The organism is Erythrobacter alti, from assembly GCF_037996805.1.
Taxonomy (GTDB): Bacteria; Pseudomonadota; Alphaproteobacteria; order Sphingomonadales; family Sphingomonadaceae; genus Alteraurantiacibacter; species Alteraurantiacibacter alti.
Window position 1 is genome coordinate 327,500 of sequence record NZ_JBBNAX010000001.1, and the last position, 15,721, is coordinate 343,220.

Sequence of the window (15,721 nt, forward strand, 5' to 3'; positions counted from 1 at the left end):
ACAGCAATGGCGAGAGGAAATCTGGCATTGGCCCCAACTGCTACGGCATATTTTGTGCAACATCGTGCTGCAGGTTTGCTGAATAGCAGGTGAGTTCGCGGGGACATACTGTTTCCGACATCACTCGAACCTCTTCGAAAGCAAAAGCGGAGCGGATGCTCCTTGCACCCGCTCCGCTCGTCCCGTCCAACTCTTGCGAGCAATCAGGCGGTGTTCAATTCATCCACGACCATGCGGTAGTTAGAAGCCAGCTCGTAGCCGAGATCGCCGTAGGATGCCGCGCTCATGTAGCTGAAATAGTTGGGATCGGAGATGTATCCGGTCATCAGCTCGTTGGTGTAGGTCGCATCGTCCCAGTGACCGAACGCCGTGCCCTGCCCGCCATCGGTTTCGATCGCGATGTCGCTCGTGCCGAACAGTGCCAGCGATTCGGCCTGCGCCAACGCGCCGCCGAAGGTGTTGTCGGGATTGATGAGGCCAAGGCGATCCCAGATCGTGCCAAAGCCGAGCGCGTGGCCCATTTCGTGCAGCACGATATCGTCGAACAGGCCTGCTGCCGTGAAATCACCGGCGTCGGCAATGTCGAATTCCATGATCGCGGTTGCCGGCAGGGAATTGTCGGTGCGCACCGCAGTCGGACCTGCGCGGCCCAGAACGCCGCCCGATCCATCGATAGTGATGAGCGATGCGGTGATTTCGATATCATCGATCGTGTTCGTCGTTGCCTTCTTGCCGCGGCCGCTCGTCACGGTGACATCCTGCAAGTCGCCAACGATCAATGCGGTGTAGAAATCCGCTGCCGCCACGAAGATGTCGTAAAGCGCCTGGCTCCACTCGCCTTCGAAAACGATCTTGATGTTGAAACCGGCAGATGAATCCGCGGGACCGCTGATGTAGGGATCGGGCACGGTGCCACCACCGCCACCGCCACCGCCGCCGTTGCCGCCACCACCCTTGCCAGGCTTGCCGTCCGGCTTGGCATTGGCGATGTCGATGCCGAAGTGATCGACATCGATCTGCCGGGCGAGGTCTACCTGGGTCAAACCATCGTCAGGTTGCGCGCGCGATCCGCCGTTACCATTGCCCAAACCGGGATGGTTGTAGCCTAACGTGCCAAGCGCATCGGGCTCGGCGAAAAATTTCTTAAACATCTACGTCCCCAAACTTATCTGATTATTGGCAACACAGGCGTGCTGCTGACTCGGATGTTACCGACACTGGTTTCAGTTGCAATAAGTGCTGTGGGTAAGTTTCGGAACGCTCGCCCCGTCACGGCAACGGCTCACCGCATTGCAGAAAAAGGGCGGGAGGCAAGCCACGCAAAATTCGCGCTGCGCCAAGTCGTTGATTAGTCTTGGCCCACCACCGGCCCGCCGAATGTGTCGCCGAAGAAGTCGCCTGCCAGCCACGCCGGACGATCATCCATGTTGCCGACGTTGCGGGCCACCAGATAGGCAATGTCGGCAAACCTGCCGAGCTGCTCGTAATCGATACGGAAGGCCTCATCCGACGGCTGGTGATAATGCGCGCCGAGGAAATCTTCCTGAGCCGCCTCGCCGCCGTTTCCAAACCCCAGGTCCACGTAGACCGCGGGAATGCCCGCCTGCACATAGGAGTACTGGTCGGAGCGAAAGAAGAAGCCCTCGTCGGGATTGGGATCAGGCACCAGCTTGAGATCATATTCGCCAACAGCCGCGCTTACTTGCGGGAAGATGTTGGAGCGGTCCGCCCCGAAGGCGACGACATCGCTGAAGGGCCAGGTGAGGATTGGCATGTCGACATTGACGTTGACCGCCAGATGGCCATCCGTCAGCCCCGGATTGGCCGCGTGATAGCTTGAACCAAGCAGTCCCATTTCCTCCGCACCCAGCGCCACGAACATGACGGGACGCCGGGTTGGCTCTGCCGCGATCAGGCGCGCCATTTCCATCATTGTTGCCACACCAGATGCGTTGTCCATCGCGCCGTTGAACAAACGGTCGTTGTCTTCGCCATGGCCCGGCTCGACGCCGACGTGATCGAGATGCGCGGAGACGACAACATACTGGTCCGCAAACGCCGGATCAGTACCCGGCTGGATTGCGATCACATTGCTGGTATCGAGCAGCGGTTCGCGCTGGTTGGCATAGCTTACCCGTGCGCGGGCGCCCATCTCGAAGCTCGGCATAGATGCCATTTCGTTCGCTTGTGCAAGGGCAATCGCGTCCATGTCGAACGCCTGACCTGCCATGATCTGGCGGGACATTTCGGGCGAGGCGACGAGCTGGAACTCCATGTCGCCCGCACCATCATGCGCCACACCATCCGGCCCGACCCATGTCGTGCTGCTGGTGCGACCGAAGAAATTGCGACCTCTGGTCCAGTTTACCAGCAGGCTAAGTTCGGGAGTCCAAAGCAGGATCGAACCGACAGCCCCCTGCGCGGCAAAGCGGTCTGCCCCGGCCTGCTGCATGTGCATGGCCAGCAGCGGATCCATACCTTCGGGCATGTCGAATACCCAGACCGCGACCTTGCCTTGCAGGTCGACGCCCGCAAAACTGTCGTGACCCAGTTCAGGCATATCGAGGCCGTAGCCGACAAACACCATCTCCGCATTCACCCGGCCACGTCCATCTGCGTCGCCCGCACTCGCGAGCCCGCCGCCAACGAAATCATGGCCGTAGATTGCCTTCATGCGCGCGCCATCCGCACCCACGATCGAAAGCCCTGCATCGTCGGCAGCCGAGTGGCGCACGAGCGAGAAATTCTGGAACCATGTGCCATCATCGCCGCCGGGCTGCAGGCCAAGGCTGTGGAAGCGGTTGGCGACGAAATCTGCCGCCATGTCATATCCCGGCGTACCTGCCTCGCGGCCTTCCATCGCATCGTCAGCCAAGGTGCGCACATCGCTTTCCAGCGTTGCGCGATCGGTGATCGGGTTCTGGCTGGTTGCATCATCCTCCGCAGCGACCGGCGAGGCGATTGCGAAGGCTGCCAATGCGGCAAATAGCGAAAGGTTTTTCATACGGTTAGCACCAGCCCATCGGAATGATTTCTGCGATGGGCTGATTGCTACACACGAAACCGCACCGTGCAAGGGCTGGTGCGGAAATTGGCCGGGCTTACGCCTTGGAAACAACGCTTTCGGGCAATTCCTTGCCGAACACGCGCTGGTAATATTCGGCCACGAGCATCCGTTCAGCCTCGTCACACTTGTTGAGGAAGCTCAGGCGGAAGGCAAAACCGGGATCACCGAATATCTCCGTATTCTGCGCCCAGGTGATGACCGTACGCGGGCTCATCACGGTAGATATATCGCCATTCATGAAGCCCTGGCGGGACAGGTCCGCCACGCGGATCATGTCGGCCACCAGATCATCGCTCAGCGTAGTCTTCGCGCCAACGATCTGGCGTTCGGTCTCGGCCGGAAGGTAGTTCAGGCCGACCACGATATTCCAGCGGTCCATCTGGCCCTGGTTGATCGCCTGCGTGCCGTGATACAGCCCGCTGGTATCGCCCAGGCCAACGGTGTTGGCGGTGGCGAACAGGCGGAAGTGAGGATCGGGCCGGATTACGCGGTTCTGGTCGAGCAACGTCAGCTTGCCCGCCTGTTCCAGCACGCGCTGGATCACGAACATCACGTCCGGGCGGCCAGCATCATATTCGTCGAACACCAGTGCGACGGGGTGCTGCAGGGCCCACGGCAGCAAGCCTTCGCGGAATTCGGTGACCTGCAAGCCGTCGCGCAGCACGATGGCATCGCGCCCGACAAGGTCGATACGGCTGATATGCGCATCGAGATTGATGCGAATCGTCGGCCATTTGAGACGCGCTGCGACCTGTTCGATGTGAGTCGATTTGCCGGTCCCGTGATAACCCTGGATCATCACGCGGCGATTGTGCGCAAATCCGGCCAGGATCGCGAGAGTCGTGTCCGCATCGAACACATAAGTCTCGTCAAGATCGGGCACGCGTTCGTCCGCCTTGGAAAAAGCGGGGACTTTCATGTCGATATCGATGCCAAACGTCTCTCGAACGTCAACTTCGGTATCGGGCGCGGCCATCACCGTGCCTTCGGATTCGCTTGCATTTGTCATATCGTTCATTGCCGCGCTGCCTAGACGCGCGGCCCGCTCGCTGCAACAAGGTATTGGGGCGGTATCAAGGGGAGAGCGTTATGTACGTGCAAGGATTCCTGCTCGCGGTTCCTGCGGACAAGAAGGCCGCTTATGCCGAAATGGCAATGCGCGCCGGGCACAAGTTCAAGGAATATGGCGTCACCGAAATCGTGGAGGCGTGGGAAGACGATGTGCCCGATGGCAAGGTCACCGATTTCCGCATGGCGACGAAAGCTGAACCGGGCGAGAAGATCGTCTTCAGCTGGATGATCTGGCCTGACAAGGCGACCTGCGATGCCGCGCACGCCAAGATGAAAGACGATCCCTTCTGGGAAGAGGACATGGGCGACATGCCATTCGACGGCAAGAGGATGATGTGGGGTGGCTTCACGCCAATTTTCACAAGCGGGAGGGAATGATGGCCAATCAACACGGCGATTTCGTCTGGTATGAATTGATGAGCGGCGATGCCGACGGGGCGCAGGAGTTCTACTCCGGACTGCTCGGCTGGACATTCAAGTCGGGCAACATGGATGGCATCGACTACCGTCCCTTTTCTGCCGGTGGCGGTGGCGACATCGGCGGCCTGCTCCAACTCACCGAGGAAATGACCGAACACGGCGCACGTCCCTGCTGGGTTGGCTATGTGCGCGTCGATGATGTTCCTGCAACGGTGTCCAAGGCCAAAGGCGCGGGTGCTACGGTCCTGATGGAAGGTCATGAAGTGCCCGAAGTAGGTCCGTTTGCCATGCTGCAGGATCCCGGAGGCGCGCCCTTCTACGTGATCGACGATCGTTCGGGGCAGGACAGTGACGCCTTCGCGTCCCACGAACCCCGCATGGGCCATTGCGCCTGGAACGAGCTGATGGCTGGCGATCCCGATGCGGCCAAAAGCTTTTATGGCGATTTGTTCGGCTGGGTGGTGAGCGACACCATGGATATGGGCGAGATGGGCAAATACGAAATGCTGCGCAACGGGGCCGAGCGTGATTTCATGTTCGGTGCCGTGATGAACGCGATGCCCGACATGCCGGTATCGATGTGGTCCTTCTACTTCCGTTTGCCGAGCATTGATGTGGCTGAAGCGTATATCAAGCAGAACGGCGGCCAGGTCATGAATGGCCCGATGGAAATCCCCGGCGGCGAATTCATCATCAACGGCGTCGATCCGCAGGGCGCTATGTTCTCGGTGATCGGTCCGCGCGGAGAGGGATGATGGACGATATCGCAACGTGCCTCTGGTTCGAGAAAGAGGGCGAAGAGGCGGCACGCTATTATTGCGGAGTGTTTCCAGACAGCGGGATCAATGCGGTTCACAAGGCACCGATGGATTGGCCCGGCGGCAGCGTGGGAGACACGATCCTTGTTGAATTCACGCTACGCGGCCGCTCCATGACTGCCCTCAACGGCGGAGCGGGTTCGCCGCATACAATGGCCGTGTCGCTGCAGGTTTTCACCGAAACACAGGAGGAAACGGACCGGTATTGGAGCGCGCTGTTGGCCGATGGCGGAGAAGAGATGGCGTGTTCCTGGCTCAAGGACCGCTGGGGGGTGCATTGGCAAATCGTGCCAAGGGTCATGATGGAAGGCCTGCGTCACGAGGATGAGCAAGTGCGGCTGCGCACCAATATGGCCATGATGCAGATGGTAAAGATCGACCACGCAGGCATCGAAGCAGCCATTACAGGAGGCGATTAAATGACCGGCTACACACTGTTCTACAATCCGATGAGCCGCGCCCTGATCGCCAAATGGGCCTTTGCCGAAGTTGGCATCCAGCCCGAACTCGCGATGGTCGACTGGGGCAACAAGCCCGCCGCGCTGCTGGCAGCGAACCCGATGGGCAAGGTTCCCACGATCATCCATCACGCCGCAGAAGGCGACCACGTCGTGTCCGAAGCGGCAGCGATCTGTCACTACCTAGCCGAAATGGAAGCTCCCGGTCTGCGTCCGCGTGACGAGGAGAAAGCAGACTATTTCCGCTGGATGTTCTTCGCTGCAGGGCCAGCCGAAACCGCGATCACCAACAAAGCGATGGGGTGGGAGCCTGCGGATGAAAAGCAGAAGGCCACCGTTGGCTTCGGCAGCTTCGACCGTGTGGTCAATACGCTCGATAACTGGTTCTCATCACATAATTTTGTCTGCGGCGATCGCTTCACCATGGCCGATGTCTATGTCGGCAGCCAGGTCGATTGGGGCCTCAATTTCGGGACGCTGACAGAGCGTGATAGCCTGAAGGCCTATCAGGCCCGGCTACAGTCCCGCGATGCCTACAAGGACAGCATGGGCACCATTCCCACCTGACCTCTCGCAAATTGCGCCGCTCTGCGCCACATTGGCGATCATGGCGCAGCGTCCCTTCCCCGACCCCGTGGAATTTGCCCGGCTCAAGCTGGTCGAGCGGGTGCGCGGTGTGTTCAACGATGTTTCGAGCGGCGAAACGCCGGTGCCGCCTTCGGATGATGCGCTGTTTGCCAAGGACACCCCGATCCGCATGGTCCATGCCGATGTGGTGAGCATGATGGTTGGCGGCATGGCGGCGCTGCTGTTGCAGATGCTCCACCCGCATGCGCTGCGCGGAGTGCTCGATTTCTCGAATTTCCGCGAGGATATGCATGGCCGCTTGCGCCGCACGGCGCGCTTCATCGCGGTAACGACCTACGGGAATTCAGACGATGCTGAAACGGCCATAGCGCGGGTCAACCGCATTCACTCGGGCGTGAACGGCACGCTGCCCGACGGCACGCCCTATTCCGCCACCAATCCGCAAACGCTGGCGTGGGTGCACGTGACAGAGGCACTGATGTTCCTCGAGGCATGGCTGGTCCATGTCCAGCCCGATATGCCCGTTGCAGAGCAGGACGAATATTTCCGCCAGTTCGCAGTTATCGCGCGCAAGCTGGGCGCCGATCCTGTGCCCGAGACCAAGGCAGAAGCACAGGCGGTTTTCCGCGCAATGCGCAAGGATTTGCGCGCCGGACCGGAAGCACGCGAAATTGCCGAACTTATCCTCGAGGGCAAGTCACCCGGAGCTGTCGGCGCGATCCAGCCTTTGCTCGCCACCGCCGCTGTTTCGCTCCTGCCGCCATTTGCGCGAACCATGCTCGGTTTGGAAGCTCCGGGCCTGGCCGCTCTGCCCTCGAAATTGCTGACCAGCGGACTTGGCGGAACCTTGCGCTGGGCCTTCAAACAAAAAGTCTAGGCAAAGGCCGCCGCCCCGCGCAGCAATTGATAAGATTCCACCACCTGCTGCAAGCGCGCCTCGTGTGTGCGGTCGCCGCCGTTGCGATCGGGATGGTAGCGCCGGACCAACTCGGAATAGCGTTGCCGCAATTGCTTACGATCCGCTTTGGGGCCCAAGCCCATCATCGAAAGCGCCTCACGTTCCCTCGGCGTGAAGCGGCTGTAGTTCTCGTGGTTGCGCCCGGTTGCAGCGCGCCGGATGTCGCCCGCACGCGCACCGATGGCGTCGAGCGGATCGGCAAAGTCGGCCCAGCGCGGCATGCCATCCATGCCCGCTGTAGGACGGAAAGCAGGTGTTTCGGTCTGCCAGCCGGAGCCGGGAGCCTGCGCGCGGTAAATCTCCTCGGCATTCATGCCTTCGAACCAGTCGTAGCCAGCATTGAATTCACGCACGTGCTCAAGGCAGAACCAGCGAAACTCGCCCGGTCCATCGAAGGAATTGCCGCGCGTGCCGGGGGCGCGGAACTCGCCCGCTTCCCGGCAGGTGGGGTGCTCGCACTCTCGCCCATCGCTTTCAAAGCGTCCGTGGAACCGTTCGTTTCGCATGAACGCCTTTGAATGGGGATTGCACCGCGTGTTGGAAACCCCCAAATCATGCGGCATGACAGGAACCGTCCAACAAGAAATCGAAACGCTCCTCACCGAGGCGCTGTCCCCCTCCCATCTCGAAGTCAGCAACGACAGCGCCCAGCACTCGGGCCATTCAGGCGATGACGGCAGCGGGGAATCGCATTTCTCCGTGGTGATCGAAAGCGCCGCATTTGCGGGGAAGAACCGCCTTGCGCGGCAACGCATGGTGCTGGCTGCACTGGGCGACATCCCCGGCAACCGCGTCCATGCCTTTGCGATGAAATGTCACGCTCCCGGTGAACGCGCATGAGCGCGGAGCTGTGGTACTGGCCCGATATTCCCGGGCGCGGAGAGTTCATCCGCCTGTTCTGCGAAGCAGGCGAGATCGACTACACCGACATGGCCCGCGAACAGGGCGCCGATGCGCTGGTCGAGCATATGCACTCCCTCGAAGGCCGCCGTCCCTTCGCCCCGCCCTATGTTGTCGATGATGGCGCGGTTATCGGCCAGACGGCGCTCATCCTGCAATATCTGTCGGACAAGCACGGCCTCGGCTCGGGCGAGATGGATGTCGATCTCGAACTGTTCCAGTTGCAGATCGATATCGCCGATTTCGTCGAGGAGGTGCACTCTGTCCATCATCCGATCGCTAACGAGCTCTATTACGCCGACCAGATGGACGCCGCTTTCGAAAAGGCCGCTTACTTCCGCGCCCAGCGCATCCCCAAATATCTGATCCACTTCGACAATGCGATTGCCGCCAGCGGCGGGCCATTCTCGCTCGGCCAGCAATGGAGCCACGTCGACACCAGCCTGTTCCAGCTCATGGAAGGGCTCGACTATGCCTTTCCCAATTACATGAAGACGATGAAGGGCAGCTGGCCGCATCTCGAAGGCGTGCAAGGCATCGTCCCCGATATCGAGCCGCTGGCCGACTATCTGGCGAGCGAACGCAGGATCGAGTTTTCCGAAGACGGCATTTTCCGCCATTATGAGGAACTGGACGAGCAATAAGGGAGATTTGGCAATGAGCATCCTCAAGACCGTCACCCCCGTCAGCCATGATCTTGGCGCGTTTACCGTGCGTCGGGCGGTGCCGAGCAGGGATTGCCGCATGGTTGGCCCGTTCGTCTTCGTCGACCAGTTCGGCCCCGCACAGCTTGACCTTGGCCAAGGGATGGACGTGCGCCCGCATCCGCATATCAACCTTTCTACCGTGACATGGCTGTTCGAGGGCGCGATCGACCACCGCGACAGCATCGGCACATTCTCGACCATCCATCCGGGCACGGTAAACCTGATGACTGCCGGAAGCGGGATCGTCCATTCGGAACGCAGCCCGCAGGAAGAGCGCAAAAAAGGCCCGTCGCTTTACGGTATGCAGACATGGCTCGCGTTGCCCGATGGCAAGGAGGAGATCGACCCGGCTTTCGAGGCCGTCAGCGATTTGCCGTGGATCGACGACAATGGCGCACGCGCCTGCGTGATCATGGGCGAACTTTGGGGCGAGCGCGCTGCCACCACCTGCCATGCCGAGACGATCTACGCCGAGATCATCCTGCAGGCAGGCGGCACTATTCCTATCGATGACGAGGCGGACGAACGCGCCGTCATGCTGGTGGGCGGCGAGGCTTCGCTCGATGGCGAGGCTATCGCGCTCTACGATCTGGTCGTGCTGAAGCCCGGTGCGGCGATGAAGCTTTCCAGCAGCATTGGCGCGCGGGTGATGCTGCTGGGCGGTGAGACCTTTGCCACAAGACGCCATGTCTGGTGGAACTTCGTCAGTTCCGACCGCGAACGGATCGAGCAGGCGAAGGAAGACTGGCGCAATCGCCGCTTTGCCAAGGTTCCGGGCGACGAGGAGGAGTGGATTCCCCTCCCCGATGGCGAGCCCAAGACTGTGAGCTATCCGTAGCGATATTTCGTGGTTATGGAGTTGCCATGAAAAACGCTCTTCTGACTTTTGCCGCCCTCGCCTTTGCCACACCCGCTATCGCGCAAGATGCGCCCGCACAGCCTGAACCGGGTGCTGCCGGCAGCCTCGAATGGCACAACACCCAGCAGTCCGCCCTGCATTCGCTCAGTGCGGCAGACGGCTGGCACCGGCTGGAAGGCGGCGTCATGTTTCGCCGTATCGCCGGCGACGGAACTGGCCCCGCACCGACGGTCGCGGACGAGATCACCATTCACTACACCGGCAGCTTCACCAGTGGCGACGTGTTCGACAGCTCGGTCGAGCGTGGCGAGCCAGCCACTTTCCCGCTGTCCGGCCTGATTTCGGGTTGGCAATACGCTATCCCCTACATGGGCGTGGGCGACACGGTGGAAATCGCCATCCCCGCTACTTCCGCCTACGGTCTGCAGGGCCGCGGCCCCATCCCCGGCGGAGCGACCTTGCTGTTCACGATCGAATTGCTCGGCATTCCCAGCAAGGGCGTGTGAGCATGACCGAACTGTCGCGCGTCACCCTGCCCAACGGCATCCAGCTGGACGTTTGGGACAGCGGCCCGCGCGATGCGCCGGTGCTGGTCTTCCTGCACGGTTTCCCCGAAAACCACCGCACCTGGCGCCACCAGATCGAACATCTCAACACCCGCTACCGCTGCATTGCGCCCGACCAGCGCGGCTATGGCAATTCCTCGCGGCCCGAGGGTGCCGAACATTACGAAGTCCCCGCACTTGTCGGCGATGTATTCGGGCTGGCGCAGGCGCTTGGCGTCGCCAGCTTCACGATTATCGGCCATGACTGGGGCGGCGCGCTGGCCTGGGGCGTGGCAGCATTCGGGCAAGCAAGCGGTGTGGTGACTCGAACCGTCATCGCCAATGCCCCGCATCCCGCGGTCTTCCAGCGCCTACTGTTTGCCGACGAGGCGCAGCGCGCCGCGAGCCAGTATATGCGCGATTTCCGCGACCCTGCGAATGACGCGCTGGTGCGCGAGCACGGGCTTGCGGCGCTGCTGATGAAGGCGATCAAGTCAGAACGGAAAGTCGGCAATGACCCGGCCGAACAGAAGTTGCTGTTCGAGCAATGGGCCGATCCCGAACGCGCCATCGCAATGCTCAACTGGTACCGCGCCAGCGGCATCGCCGTCCCTCCGATGGAAGAACCGGTCGGCCTGCCCGAGAAATATGCCGATCCTGCGTTTCCCAAGCTCGAAATGCCGACGCTGGTGATCTGGGGAATGCAGGATGAGGCCTTGCTACCCGCCAATCTCGATGGCCTTGGCGATTGGGTGAGCGATCTGACCGTGGAGCAGGTGCCCGAGGCGGGTCATTTCATCCCGTGGGAAGCGCCCGATGCCGTGAACGCCGCGCTGGACGCTTTCCTGAACGACTAGGGCGCGACCCACTCGACCCATGCGCCGTGCGGATGGCTTTCGGTCAATCTGACCCATTCCTCATCGCCCGGCCAATATTTGACCCGGCACTCCTGCCGAAATGTCTCGCGATTGGTTTCCGACATGATCCACGCAAGCGGCTTTTCGGGTGTTGCCTTTGACCCTGCCACTTCCATCGCCTTCGTGATGGCCTCACGCGTGGTATCGGGCAGATATTGCCACATCACCGTGTGAAACAGCACGCGCGTCACGCCATCGTCCTGCGGCGCGTCGAGCATATCGGCAACAAACTGGCCCGCATCGCATTGCACAAGGTCGGGCGCAGCGCGCTCTGCCATGGAGATCGCAGCGTCCAGCCGCGCCATGCGTTCACGCGCCTCGGGCCAGACGTAGGCTTTCAACTTTTCTGACTGAGCGGAATCGGTGAGGTCGACAGGCGCAATGTCGCATCCCTTGGCGCTCACGATATCGACCGGGCCGGTCGGCGGCGGGGCTCCGCGCCATTCGGGCGCAAGGCGAAGGCTGGACATGCCCGGCCCCACTTTCACCCCGCCAAGATCGAACAGGAAACGGCCCATCATCGTGTTGATGCCGGCACTCGCACCGATCTCGTTCAGCGCAAACTTCGAGCCCAGCCGGCCCGAAAGCCACAGCAAGGCGGCCATGATATTGGCCGAGCGCCCTGCCTCATTGGTCTGCGGCGGACCATCGAGCCACGGCAGCAGCCGGTGATCGAATGTCTTTGCGGTATCGACGACCAGTGCATCGACCAGCCCCTGATCTGTCATCAACCCGTTGTAGATTTCGCCCAGCCGCGGCTCTTCGCCGGCAAGAAACAGCGCGTGAAACCCGCCCGCTATGCGCAGCGGCATTGCGTCCTCCAACGTCAAGCCGTGCCAGCTTGCCATGCGCCGCCCGATGGCGGTGTCGGTCTCGAGAACGGCGAGCAACGCGCGGATAAGGCGCGCTGTCCCCGGTGCGCCGGAATTTTCAGCATGATCGGCCTGCCACGCGATCGCTTCGCCAACGCTCTTGATCTCCATCACGCCCCTGTCGTCCGCTGCGCGCGCTTTGCCCATGTGCATTGCCCTTTCGTCGCTTCGCCCCTACATCGCGCGGCCATGACTACAACCTCCGCCAACGCCCCTTACGGACCACTCATTTTCGCCGTTCCCAAAGGCCGCATTCTCGAAGAAGCGGTACCGGTGATGGAGCGTGCAGGCGTAGTGCCCGAAGCGGCCTTTCACGACAAGAAGGACCGCTCGCTCAGCTTTGCCGATGAAAGCGGCGATATGCGCATCTTCCGCGTGCGTGCGTTCGACGTGGCAACATTCGTGGCGTTCGGCGCGGCGCAGATGGGTATTGTCGGCTCCGACGTGATTGAGGAATTCGATTATTCCGAGCTTTACGCTCCCGTAGACCTTGGCATCGGAGCTTGCCGCCTGTCGGTTGCCGAGCCGGTCGAGCCGGTCGAATACAAATATGGCAATGCCAGCCACCTGCGCGTTGCCACCAAATATCCGCACATCACCAGCCGACACTTCGAACGCCAGGGCATCCAGGCCGAGTGCATCAAGCTGAACGGCGCGATGGAGCTTGCTCCGTCGAGCGGGCTTGCCGGGCGCATTGTCGACCTGGTCTCCACCGGGCAGACGCTCAAGTCGAATGGCCTGGTCGAAAAGGACACGATCATGCAGGTTACCAGCCGCCTGATCGTCAACCGTGCAGCCCTCAAGACCGATCCGCGCGTGGCAGATCTGGTCGAGCGGTTCCGCACCGCCATGCTGCAGGACGCCGCCTGATGCGGCACCTCGATGCCAGTGCTCCGGATTTCGAGGAGAAATTCGCGCGGATCGTCAACGACCGTCGAGAAAGCGACGACAACGTCGCTCACGACGTGCGCGAAATCCTGCGCGAGGTGCGCCGTGATGGTGACGCGACATTGCGCAATCTCACCATGCGATTCGACAAGCACGCATTGACCGACGATCCGTCAAGCTGGCGGATTGAAGCAGATCAGTGCGCTGCCGCTTACGGAGAGTTGTCGCCAGAGGCCAAGAGCGCGCTCGATCTCGCAGCCCAACGTATCCGCGCCTATCACGAGGGCCAGTTGCCGCAGGATCGCGATTACCGCGATGACGCAAATGTGCGGCTCGGTGCCAAGTGGTCGCCCGTAGAGGCGGCGGGATTATATGTTCCGGGGGGCCGCGCCGCCTATCCTTCCAGCCTGCTGATGAACGCCATTCCGGCCAAGGTCGCCGGTGTCGAGCGTCTGGTGGTCGCCACGCCAACTCCCAAGGGCGAGATCAACCCGCTGGTGCTCGCCGCCGCGCATCTGTGCGGGATCGACGAGATCTGGCGCATTGGTGGAGCGCAAGCCATCGCCGCGCTTGCCTATGGCACCGACACGATCCAACCGGTCGATGTCATCACCGGCCCCGGCAATGCATGGGTCGCGGAGGCCAAGCGTCAGCTTTACGGGGTGGTCGGCATCGACATGGTCGCAGGGCCAAGCGAAATCCTTGTCATTTCGGATAACAAGTCCGACCCCGATTGGGTCGCCGCCGACCTGCTCAGTCAGGCCGAGCATGATCCGACGAGCCAATCCATCCTCATCACCGACGATGCCGAATTTGCTGGCATGGTCGAGGACGCGGTCGATGTGCTGTGCGCGCAATTGCAAACCCGCAGGGTCGCCCGCAAGAGCTGGGACGATTACGGCGCGCTGATCGTGGTGGAAGACCTGATGCGCGACGCACCGCCGCTCGCCAATCGTCTTGCCGCCGAACATATCGAACTGATGGTCGAGGATCCCGACGACATGTTTGCCCGCATCCGCCACGCCGGAAGCGTATTCCTTGGCCGCCACACTCCCGAGGCGGTCGGCGATTATGTCGCTGGCCCCAATCATGTCCTTCCCACCGGTCGCCGCGCGCGTTTTGCCAGCGGGTTGTCGGTGCTCGACTTCTTGAAACGAACCAGCTTCATCGAGCTGGACGAAACCGCGCTTGGCGCAATCGGCCCTGCGGCCGCGACGCTTGCCGAGATTGAAGGGCTACCCGCCCATGCCGCCAGTGTGAAAGTGCGCCTCAAATGACAACTCCCCCCCGATCCCGCGCCCGCTCCGCCGCGCGCCTTGCCGCTGTGCAGGCGCTTTACCAGCGCCACATGGAAAAGACAGCGCTCGCCAGGCTGCTCGACGAATTCCACCAGCACCGGCTGGGCAAGGAAATCGAGGATGACCAGTACGAAGACGCCGAAGTCGAATTCTTCGACGATGTCGTTTCCGGTGTCGTCGCCCGCCAGGTCGAGATCGACAATGCGCTGACAGCCAAGCTGGCAGAAGGCTGGACGCTCGCGCGCATGGACAAGACCATGCTGCAAATCCTGCGCTGCGGCGCCTATGAACTCATCGCCCGGGCCGATGTGCCGAAGGCGACTGCGATCACCGAATATGTCGATGTCGCGCACGCTTTCTTCGATGAGCGCGAAGCAAAATTCGTCAATGGCATACTTGACGCTGTGGGCAAGGAAGCGCGGGCCTAGCCGATCCGCGATTTGGGGGCACATGACAGAGACCGATTTCATCGCTGCACTGCGCGGACTTCCGCTCCACAAGGGGGCGCGCGGACTGACCGATGATGCTGCCGTCCTGGAAGTAGGCAGCGAAACGCTGGTCATCACGCATGATGCAATGGTCGAGGGGCGGCATTACCTCGCATCGCAGGACATGGCCGATGTCGCGTGGAAACTGGTTGCCTCCAATCTGTCCGATCTCGCAGCCAAGGGCGCAGAGCCGGTTGGCGTGTTGCTGGGTCACGTGCTCGGCAAGGGTGATGCCGATTTCATTGCCGGACTGGACGAAGTGCTGTCGCACTACGGCGTGGCGCTGCTGGGCGGCGATACCGTCGCCTCGGACGGGCTGCGCACACTCGGCCTGACGGCGATCGGCAAGGCTACGCACACGCCCGTCCCCTCGCGCGCCGGAGCGCAGGTTGGTGATGCGGTCTTTGTTACGGGAACGCTGGGCGCAGCCATGCTCGGCTTCGAAGCCCTGCGCGATGGCACCAAGGTCGATCCGACGGCCTACACCCGCCCGATGGCGCGGCTGGTCGAAGGGGCGGACCTGGCCCCGCTTGCCAACGCCATGATGGATGTGTCCGACGGCCTGCTGCTCGATGCCTTCCGCATGGCCGAGGCAAGCGAGGTCTCCATCGCCATCGATAGCGAGACGGTACCCGTTGCGGATGAGGCCCGGCGCATGGAATGCCTCAAATGGGGCGACGATTACGAGCTTCTCTTCACGCTGCCCGATGGCACATTCCCGCCGGTGGCAGCCACGCGCATCGGCAAGGTCGAGCCGCGCGGCTTCGCTCCGATGTTCCTCGATGGCGAGGCAATTACCAACCCGCACGGGCTGGGATATCTCCACAAATAGGCCGATTCCCTCTCGCGAGGGGGAAAAGGCACGAT

Annotated in this window: 19 protein-coding genes; 14 read left to right on the forward strand and 5 right to left on the reverse strand. The window is 61.7% G+C overall.

The annotated features are described in order from the left end of the window. Positions 1-203: 203 nt before the first annotated feature. From AAC850_RS01535 to AAC850_RS01545, 3 genes are all read right to left on the reverse strand, one after another. Complete coding sequence (locus AAC850_RS01535; protein WP_340586758.1) at positions 204-1,151, reverse strand: leishmanolysin-related zinc metalloendopeptidase; 948 nt, start codon at positions 1,149-1,151, stop codon at positions 204-206. Between the two features lie 197 nt (positions 1,152-1,348). Continuing rightward, entirely contained in the window at positions 1,349-3,004 is a 1,656-nt protein-coding gene (locus tag AAC850_RS01540; protein ID WP_340586760.1) for a M28 family peptidase, read from the reverse strand. 97 nt (positions 3,005-3,101) lie between these two features. Beyond that, positions 3,102-4,085, reverse strand: coding sequence for an AAA family ATPase (locus AAC850_RS01545; RefSeq protein ID WP_340586761.1), 984 nt, complete (start codon positions 4,083-4,085; stop codon positions 3,102-3,104). A 71-nt stretch (positions 4,086-4,156) separates the two neighbouring features. On the opposite strand from AAC850_RS01545, the gene AAC850_RS01550 reads away from it, so the two are divergent. Genes AAC850_RS01550 through AAC850_RS01570 form a run of 5 tightly spaced genes read left to right on the forward strand, consistent with a single transcriptional unit; the run spans position 4,157 to position 7,299 of the window. Then, complete coding sequence (locus tag AAC850_RS01550; protein WP_340586763.1) at positions 4,157-4,516, forward strand: DUF1428 domain-containing protein; 360 nt, start codon at positions 4,157-4,159, stop codon at positions 4,514-4,516. After that, positions 4,516-5,313: a VOC family protein gene (locus AAC850_RS01555; protein WP_340586764.1), complete on the forward strand. Its 798-nt coding sequence runs from the start codon at positions 4,516-4,518 to the stop codon at positions 5,311-5,313. The genes AAC850_RS01550 and AAC850_RS01555 overlap by 1 nt, the downstream gene beginning before the upstream one ends. Further along, positions 5,313-5,795 carry a VOC family protein gene (locus AAC850_RS01560; protein WP_340586766.1) on the forward strand — a complete coding sequence of 161 codons (483 nt, stop codon included), beginning with the start codon at positions 5,313-5,315 and terminating at the stop codon, positions 5,793-5,795. Before AAC850_RS01555 ends, AAC850_RS01560 begins: the two co-directional genes overlap by 1 nt. Then, positions 5,796-6,401, forward strand: a complete 606-nt coding sequence (locus AAC850_RS01565) for a glutathione S-transferase family protein (protein WP_340586767.1) — start codon at positions 5,796-5,798, stop codon at positions 6,399-6,401. Between the two features lie 40 nt (positions 6,402-6,441). Then, positions 6,442-7,299, forward strand: coding sequence for an oxygenase MpaB family protein (locus tag AAC850_RS01570; RefSeq protein WP_340586768.1), 858 nt, complete (start codon positions 6,442-6,444; stop codon positions 7,297-7,299). Here AAC850_RS01570 and AAC850_RS01575 read toward each other — a convergent pair. Next, complete coding sequence (locus AAC850_RS01575) at positions 7,296-7,886, reverse strand: J domain-containing protein (protein ID WP_340586770.1); 591 nt, start codon at positions 7,884-7,886, stop codon at positions 7,296-7,298. The two genes, AAC850_RS01570 and AAC850_RS01575, sit on opposite strands and share 4 nt — an antisense overlap. Before the next feature lie 55 nt (positions 7,887-7,941). Here AAC850_RS01575 and AAC850_RS01580 point away from each other — a divergent pair, with 55 nt between their 5' ends. From AAC850_RS01580 to AAC850_RS01600, 5 genes are read left to right on the forward strand one after another with little or no spacing between them, the layout of a single operon-like run. Continuing rightward, entirely contained in the window at positions 7,942-8,220 is a 279-nt protein-coding gene (locus tag AAC850_RS01580) for a BolA family protein (RefSeq protein ID WP_340586772.1), read from the forward strand. Next, the gene (locus tag AAC850_RS01585) at positions 8,217-8,924 is read left to right on the forward strand and encodes a glutathione S-transferase (protein WP_340586774.1); all 708 of its coding nucleotides are present in this window, start codon (positions 8,217-8,219) and stop codon (positions 8,922-8,924) included. The genes AAC850_RS01580 and AAC850_RS01585 overlap by 4 nt, the downstream gene beginning before the upstream one ends. Before the next feature lie 13 nt (positions 8,925-8,937). Next, positions 8,938-9,825 (forward strand): pirin family protein, encoded by an 888-nt coding sequence (locus AAC850_RS01590; protein WP_340586776.1) that lies wholly within the window; start codon positions 8,938-8,940, stop codon positions 9,823-9,825. 26 nt (positions 9,826-9,851) lie between these two features. Beyond that, positions 9,852-10,352 (forward strand): FKBP-type peptidyl-prolyl cis-trans isomerase, encoded by a 501-nt coding sequence (locus AAC850_RS01595; RefSeq protein ID WP_340586777.1) that lies wholly within the window; start codon positions 9,852-9,854, stop codon positions 10,350-10,352. 2 nt (positions 10,353-10,354) lie between these two features. Beyond that, on the forward strand, positions 10,355-11,248 hold the full coding sequence (locus AAC850_RS01600) for an alpha/beta fold hydrolase (RefSeq protein WP_340586779.1): 894 nt from the start codon (positions 10,355-10,357) through the stop codon (positions 11,246-11,248). Here AAC850_RS01600 and AAC850_RS01605 read toward each other — a convergent pair. Next, positions 11,245-12,327, reverse strand: coding sequence for a DUF2332 domain-containing protein (locus AAC850_RS01605; protein WP_340586781.1), 1,083 nt, complete (start codon positions 12,325-12,327; stop codon positions 11,245-11,247). The two genes, AAC850_RS01600 and AAC850_RS01605, sit on opposite strands and share 4 nt — an antisense overlap. A 42-nt stretch (positions 12,328-12,369) precedes the next feature. On the opposite strand from AAC850_RS01605, the gene hisG reads away from it, so the two are divergent. The 4 genes from hisG to thiL are packed head-to-tail and all read left to right on the forward strand — an operon-like array spanning position 12,370 to position 15,686. After that, positions 12,370-13,050, forward strand: a complete 681-nt coding sequence (gene hisG / locus AAC850_RS01610; RefSeq protein WP_340586782.1) for an ATP phosphoribosyltransferase — start codon at positions 12,370-12,372, stop codon at positions 13,048-13,050. Continuing rightward, positions 13,050-14,345, forward strand: coding sequence for a histidinol dehydrogenase (hisD, locus tag AAC850_RS01615; protein ID WP_340586784.1), 1,296 nt, complete (start codon positions 13,050-13,052; stop codon positions 14,343-14,345). The genes hisG and hisD overlap by 1 nt, the downstream gene beginning before the upstream one ends. Next, positions 14,342-14,794 (forward strand): transcription antitermination factor NusB, encoded by a 453-nt coding sequence (gene nusB / locus AAC850_RS01620; protein WP_340586786.1) that lies wholly within the window; start codon positions 14,342-14,344, stop codon positions 14,792-14,794. Before hisD ends, nusB begins: the two co-directional genes overlap by 4 nt. A gap of 22 nt (positions 14,795-14,816) precedes the next feature. After that, complete coding sequence (thiL, locus tag AAC850_RS01625; RefSeq protein ID WP_340586788.1) at positions 14,817-15,686, forward strand: thiamine-phosphate kinase; 870 nt, start codon at positions 14,817-14,819, stop codon at positions 15,684-15,686. Positions 15,687-15,721 lie beyond the last annotated feature (35 nt).

Bases quoted from the DNA above. Each gene is read 5' to 3' on its own strand.
- AAC850_RS01565 (WP_340586767.1), top strand. From the start codon at position 5,796: ATGACCGGCTACACACTGTTCTACAATCCGATGAGCCGCGCCCTGATC.
- AAC850_RS01580 (WP_340586772.1), top strand. From the start codon at position 7,942: ATGACAGGAACCGTCCAACAAGAAATCGAAACGCTCCTCACCGAGGCG.
- AAC850_RS01570 (WP_340586768.1), top strand. From the start codon at position 6,442: ATGGCGCAGCGTCCCTTCCCCGACCCCGTGGAATTTGCCCGGCTCAAG.
- AAC850_RS01590 (WP_340586776.1), top strand. From the start codon at position 8,938: ATGAGCATCCTCAAGACCGTCACCCCCGTCAGCCATGATCTTGGCGCG.
- AAC850_RS01560 (WP_340586766.1), top strand. From the start codon at position 5,313: ATGGACGATATCGCAACGTGCCTCTGGTTCGAGAAAGAGGGCGAAGAG.
- nusB (WP_340586786.1), top strand. From the start codon at position 14,342: ATGACAACTCCCCCCCGATCCCGCGCCCGCTCCGCCGCGCGCCTTGCC.
- AAC850_RS01605 (WP_340586781.1), bottom strand. From the start codon at position 12,327: ATGGGCAAAGCGCGCGCAGCGGACGACAGGGGCGTGATGGAGATCAAG.
- AAC850_RS01595 (WP_340586777.1), top strand. From the start codon at position 9,852: ATGAAAAACGCTCTTCTGACTTTTGCCGCCCTCGCCTTTGCCACACCC.
- AAC850_RS01540 (WP_340586760.1), bottom strand. From the start codon at position 3,004: ATGAAAAACCTTTCGCTATTTGCCGCATTGGCAGCCTTCGCAATCGCC.
- AAC850_RS01575 (WP_340586770.1), bottom strand. From the start codon at position 7,886: ATGCGAAACGAACGGTTCCACGGACGCTTTGAAAGCGATGGGCGAGAG.
- AAC850_RS01545 (WP_340586761.1), bottom strand. From the start codon at position 4,085: ATGAACGATATGACAAATGCAAGCGAATCCGAAGGCACGGTGATGGCC.
- thiL (WP_340586788.1), top strand. From the start codon at position 14,817: ATGACAGAGACCGATTTCATCGCTGCACTGCGCGGACTTCCGCTCCAC.
- AAC850_RS01555 (WP_340586764.1), top strand. From the start codon at position 4,516: ATGGCCAATCAACACGGCGATTTCGTCTGGTATGAATTGATGAGCGGC.
- AAC850_RS01535 (WP_340586758.1), bottom strand. From the start codon at position 1,151: ATGTTTAAGAAATTTTTCGCCGAGCCCGATGCGCTTGGCACGTTAGGC.
- AAC850_RS01585 (WP_340586774.1), top strand. From the start codon at position 8,217: ATGAGCGCGGAGCTGTGGTACTGGCCCGATATTCCCGGGCGCGGAGAG.
- AAC850_RS01550 (WP_340586763.1), top strand. From the start codon at position 4,157: ATGTACGTGCAAGGATTCCTGCTCGCGGTTCCTGCGGACAAGAAGGCC.
- hisG (WP_340586782.1), top strand. From the start codon at position 12,370: ATGACTACAACCTCCGCCAACGCCCCTTACGGACCACTCATTTTCGCC.
- AAC850_RS01600 (WP_340586779.1), top strand. From the start codon at position 10,355: ATGACCGAACTGTCGCGCGTCACCCTGCCCAACGGCATCCAGCTGGAC.
- hisD (WP_340586784.1), top strand. From the start codon at position 13,050: ATGCGGCACCTCGATGCCAGTGCTCCGGATTTCGAGGAGAAATTCGCG.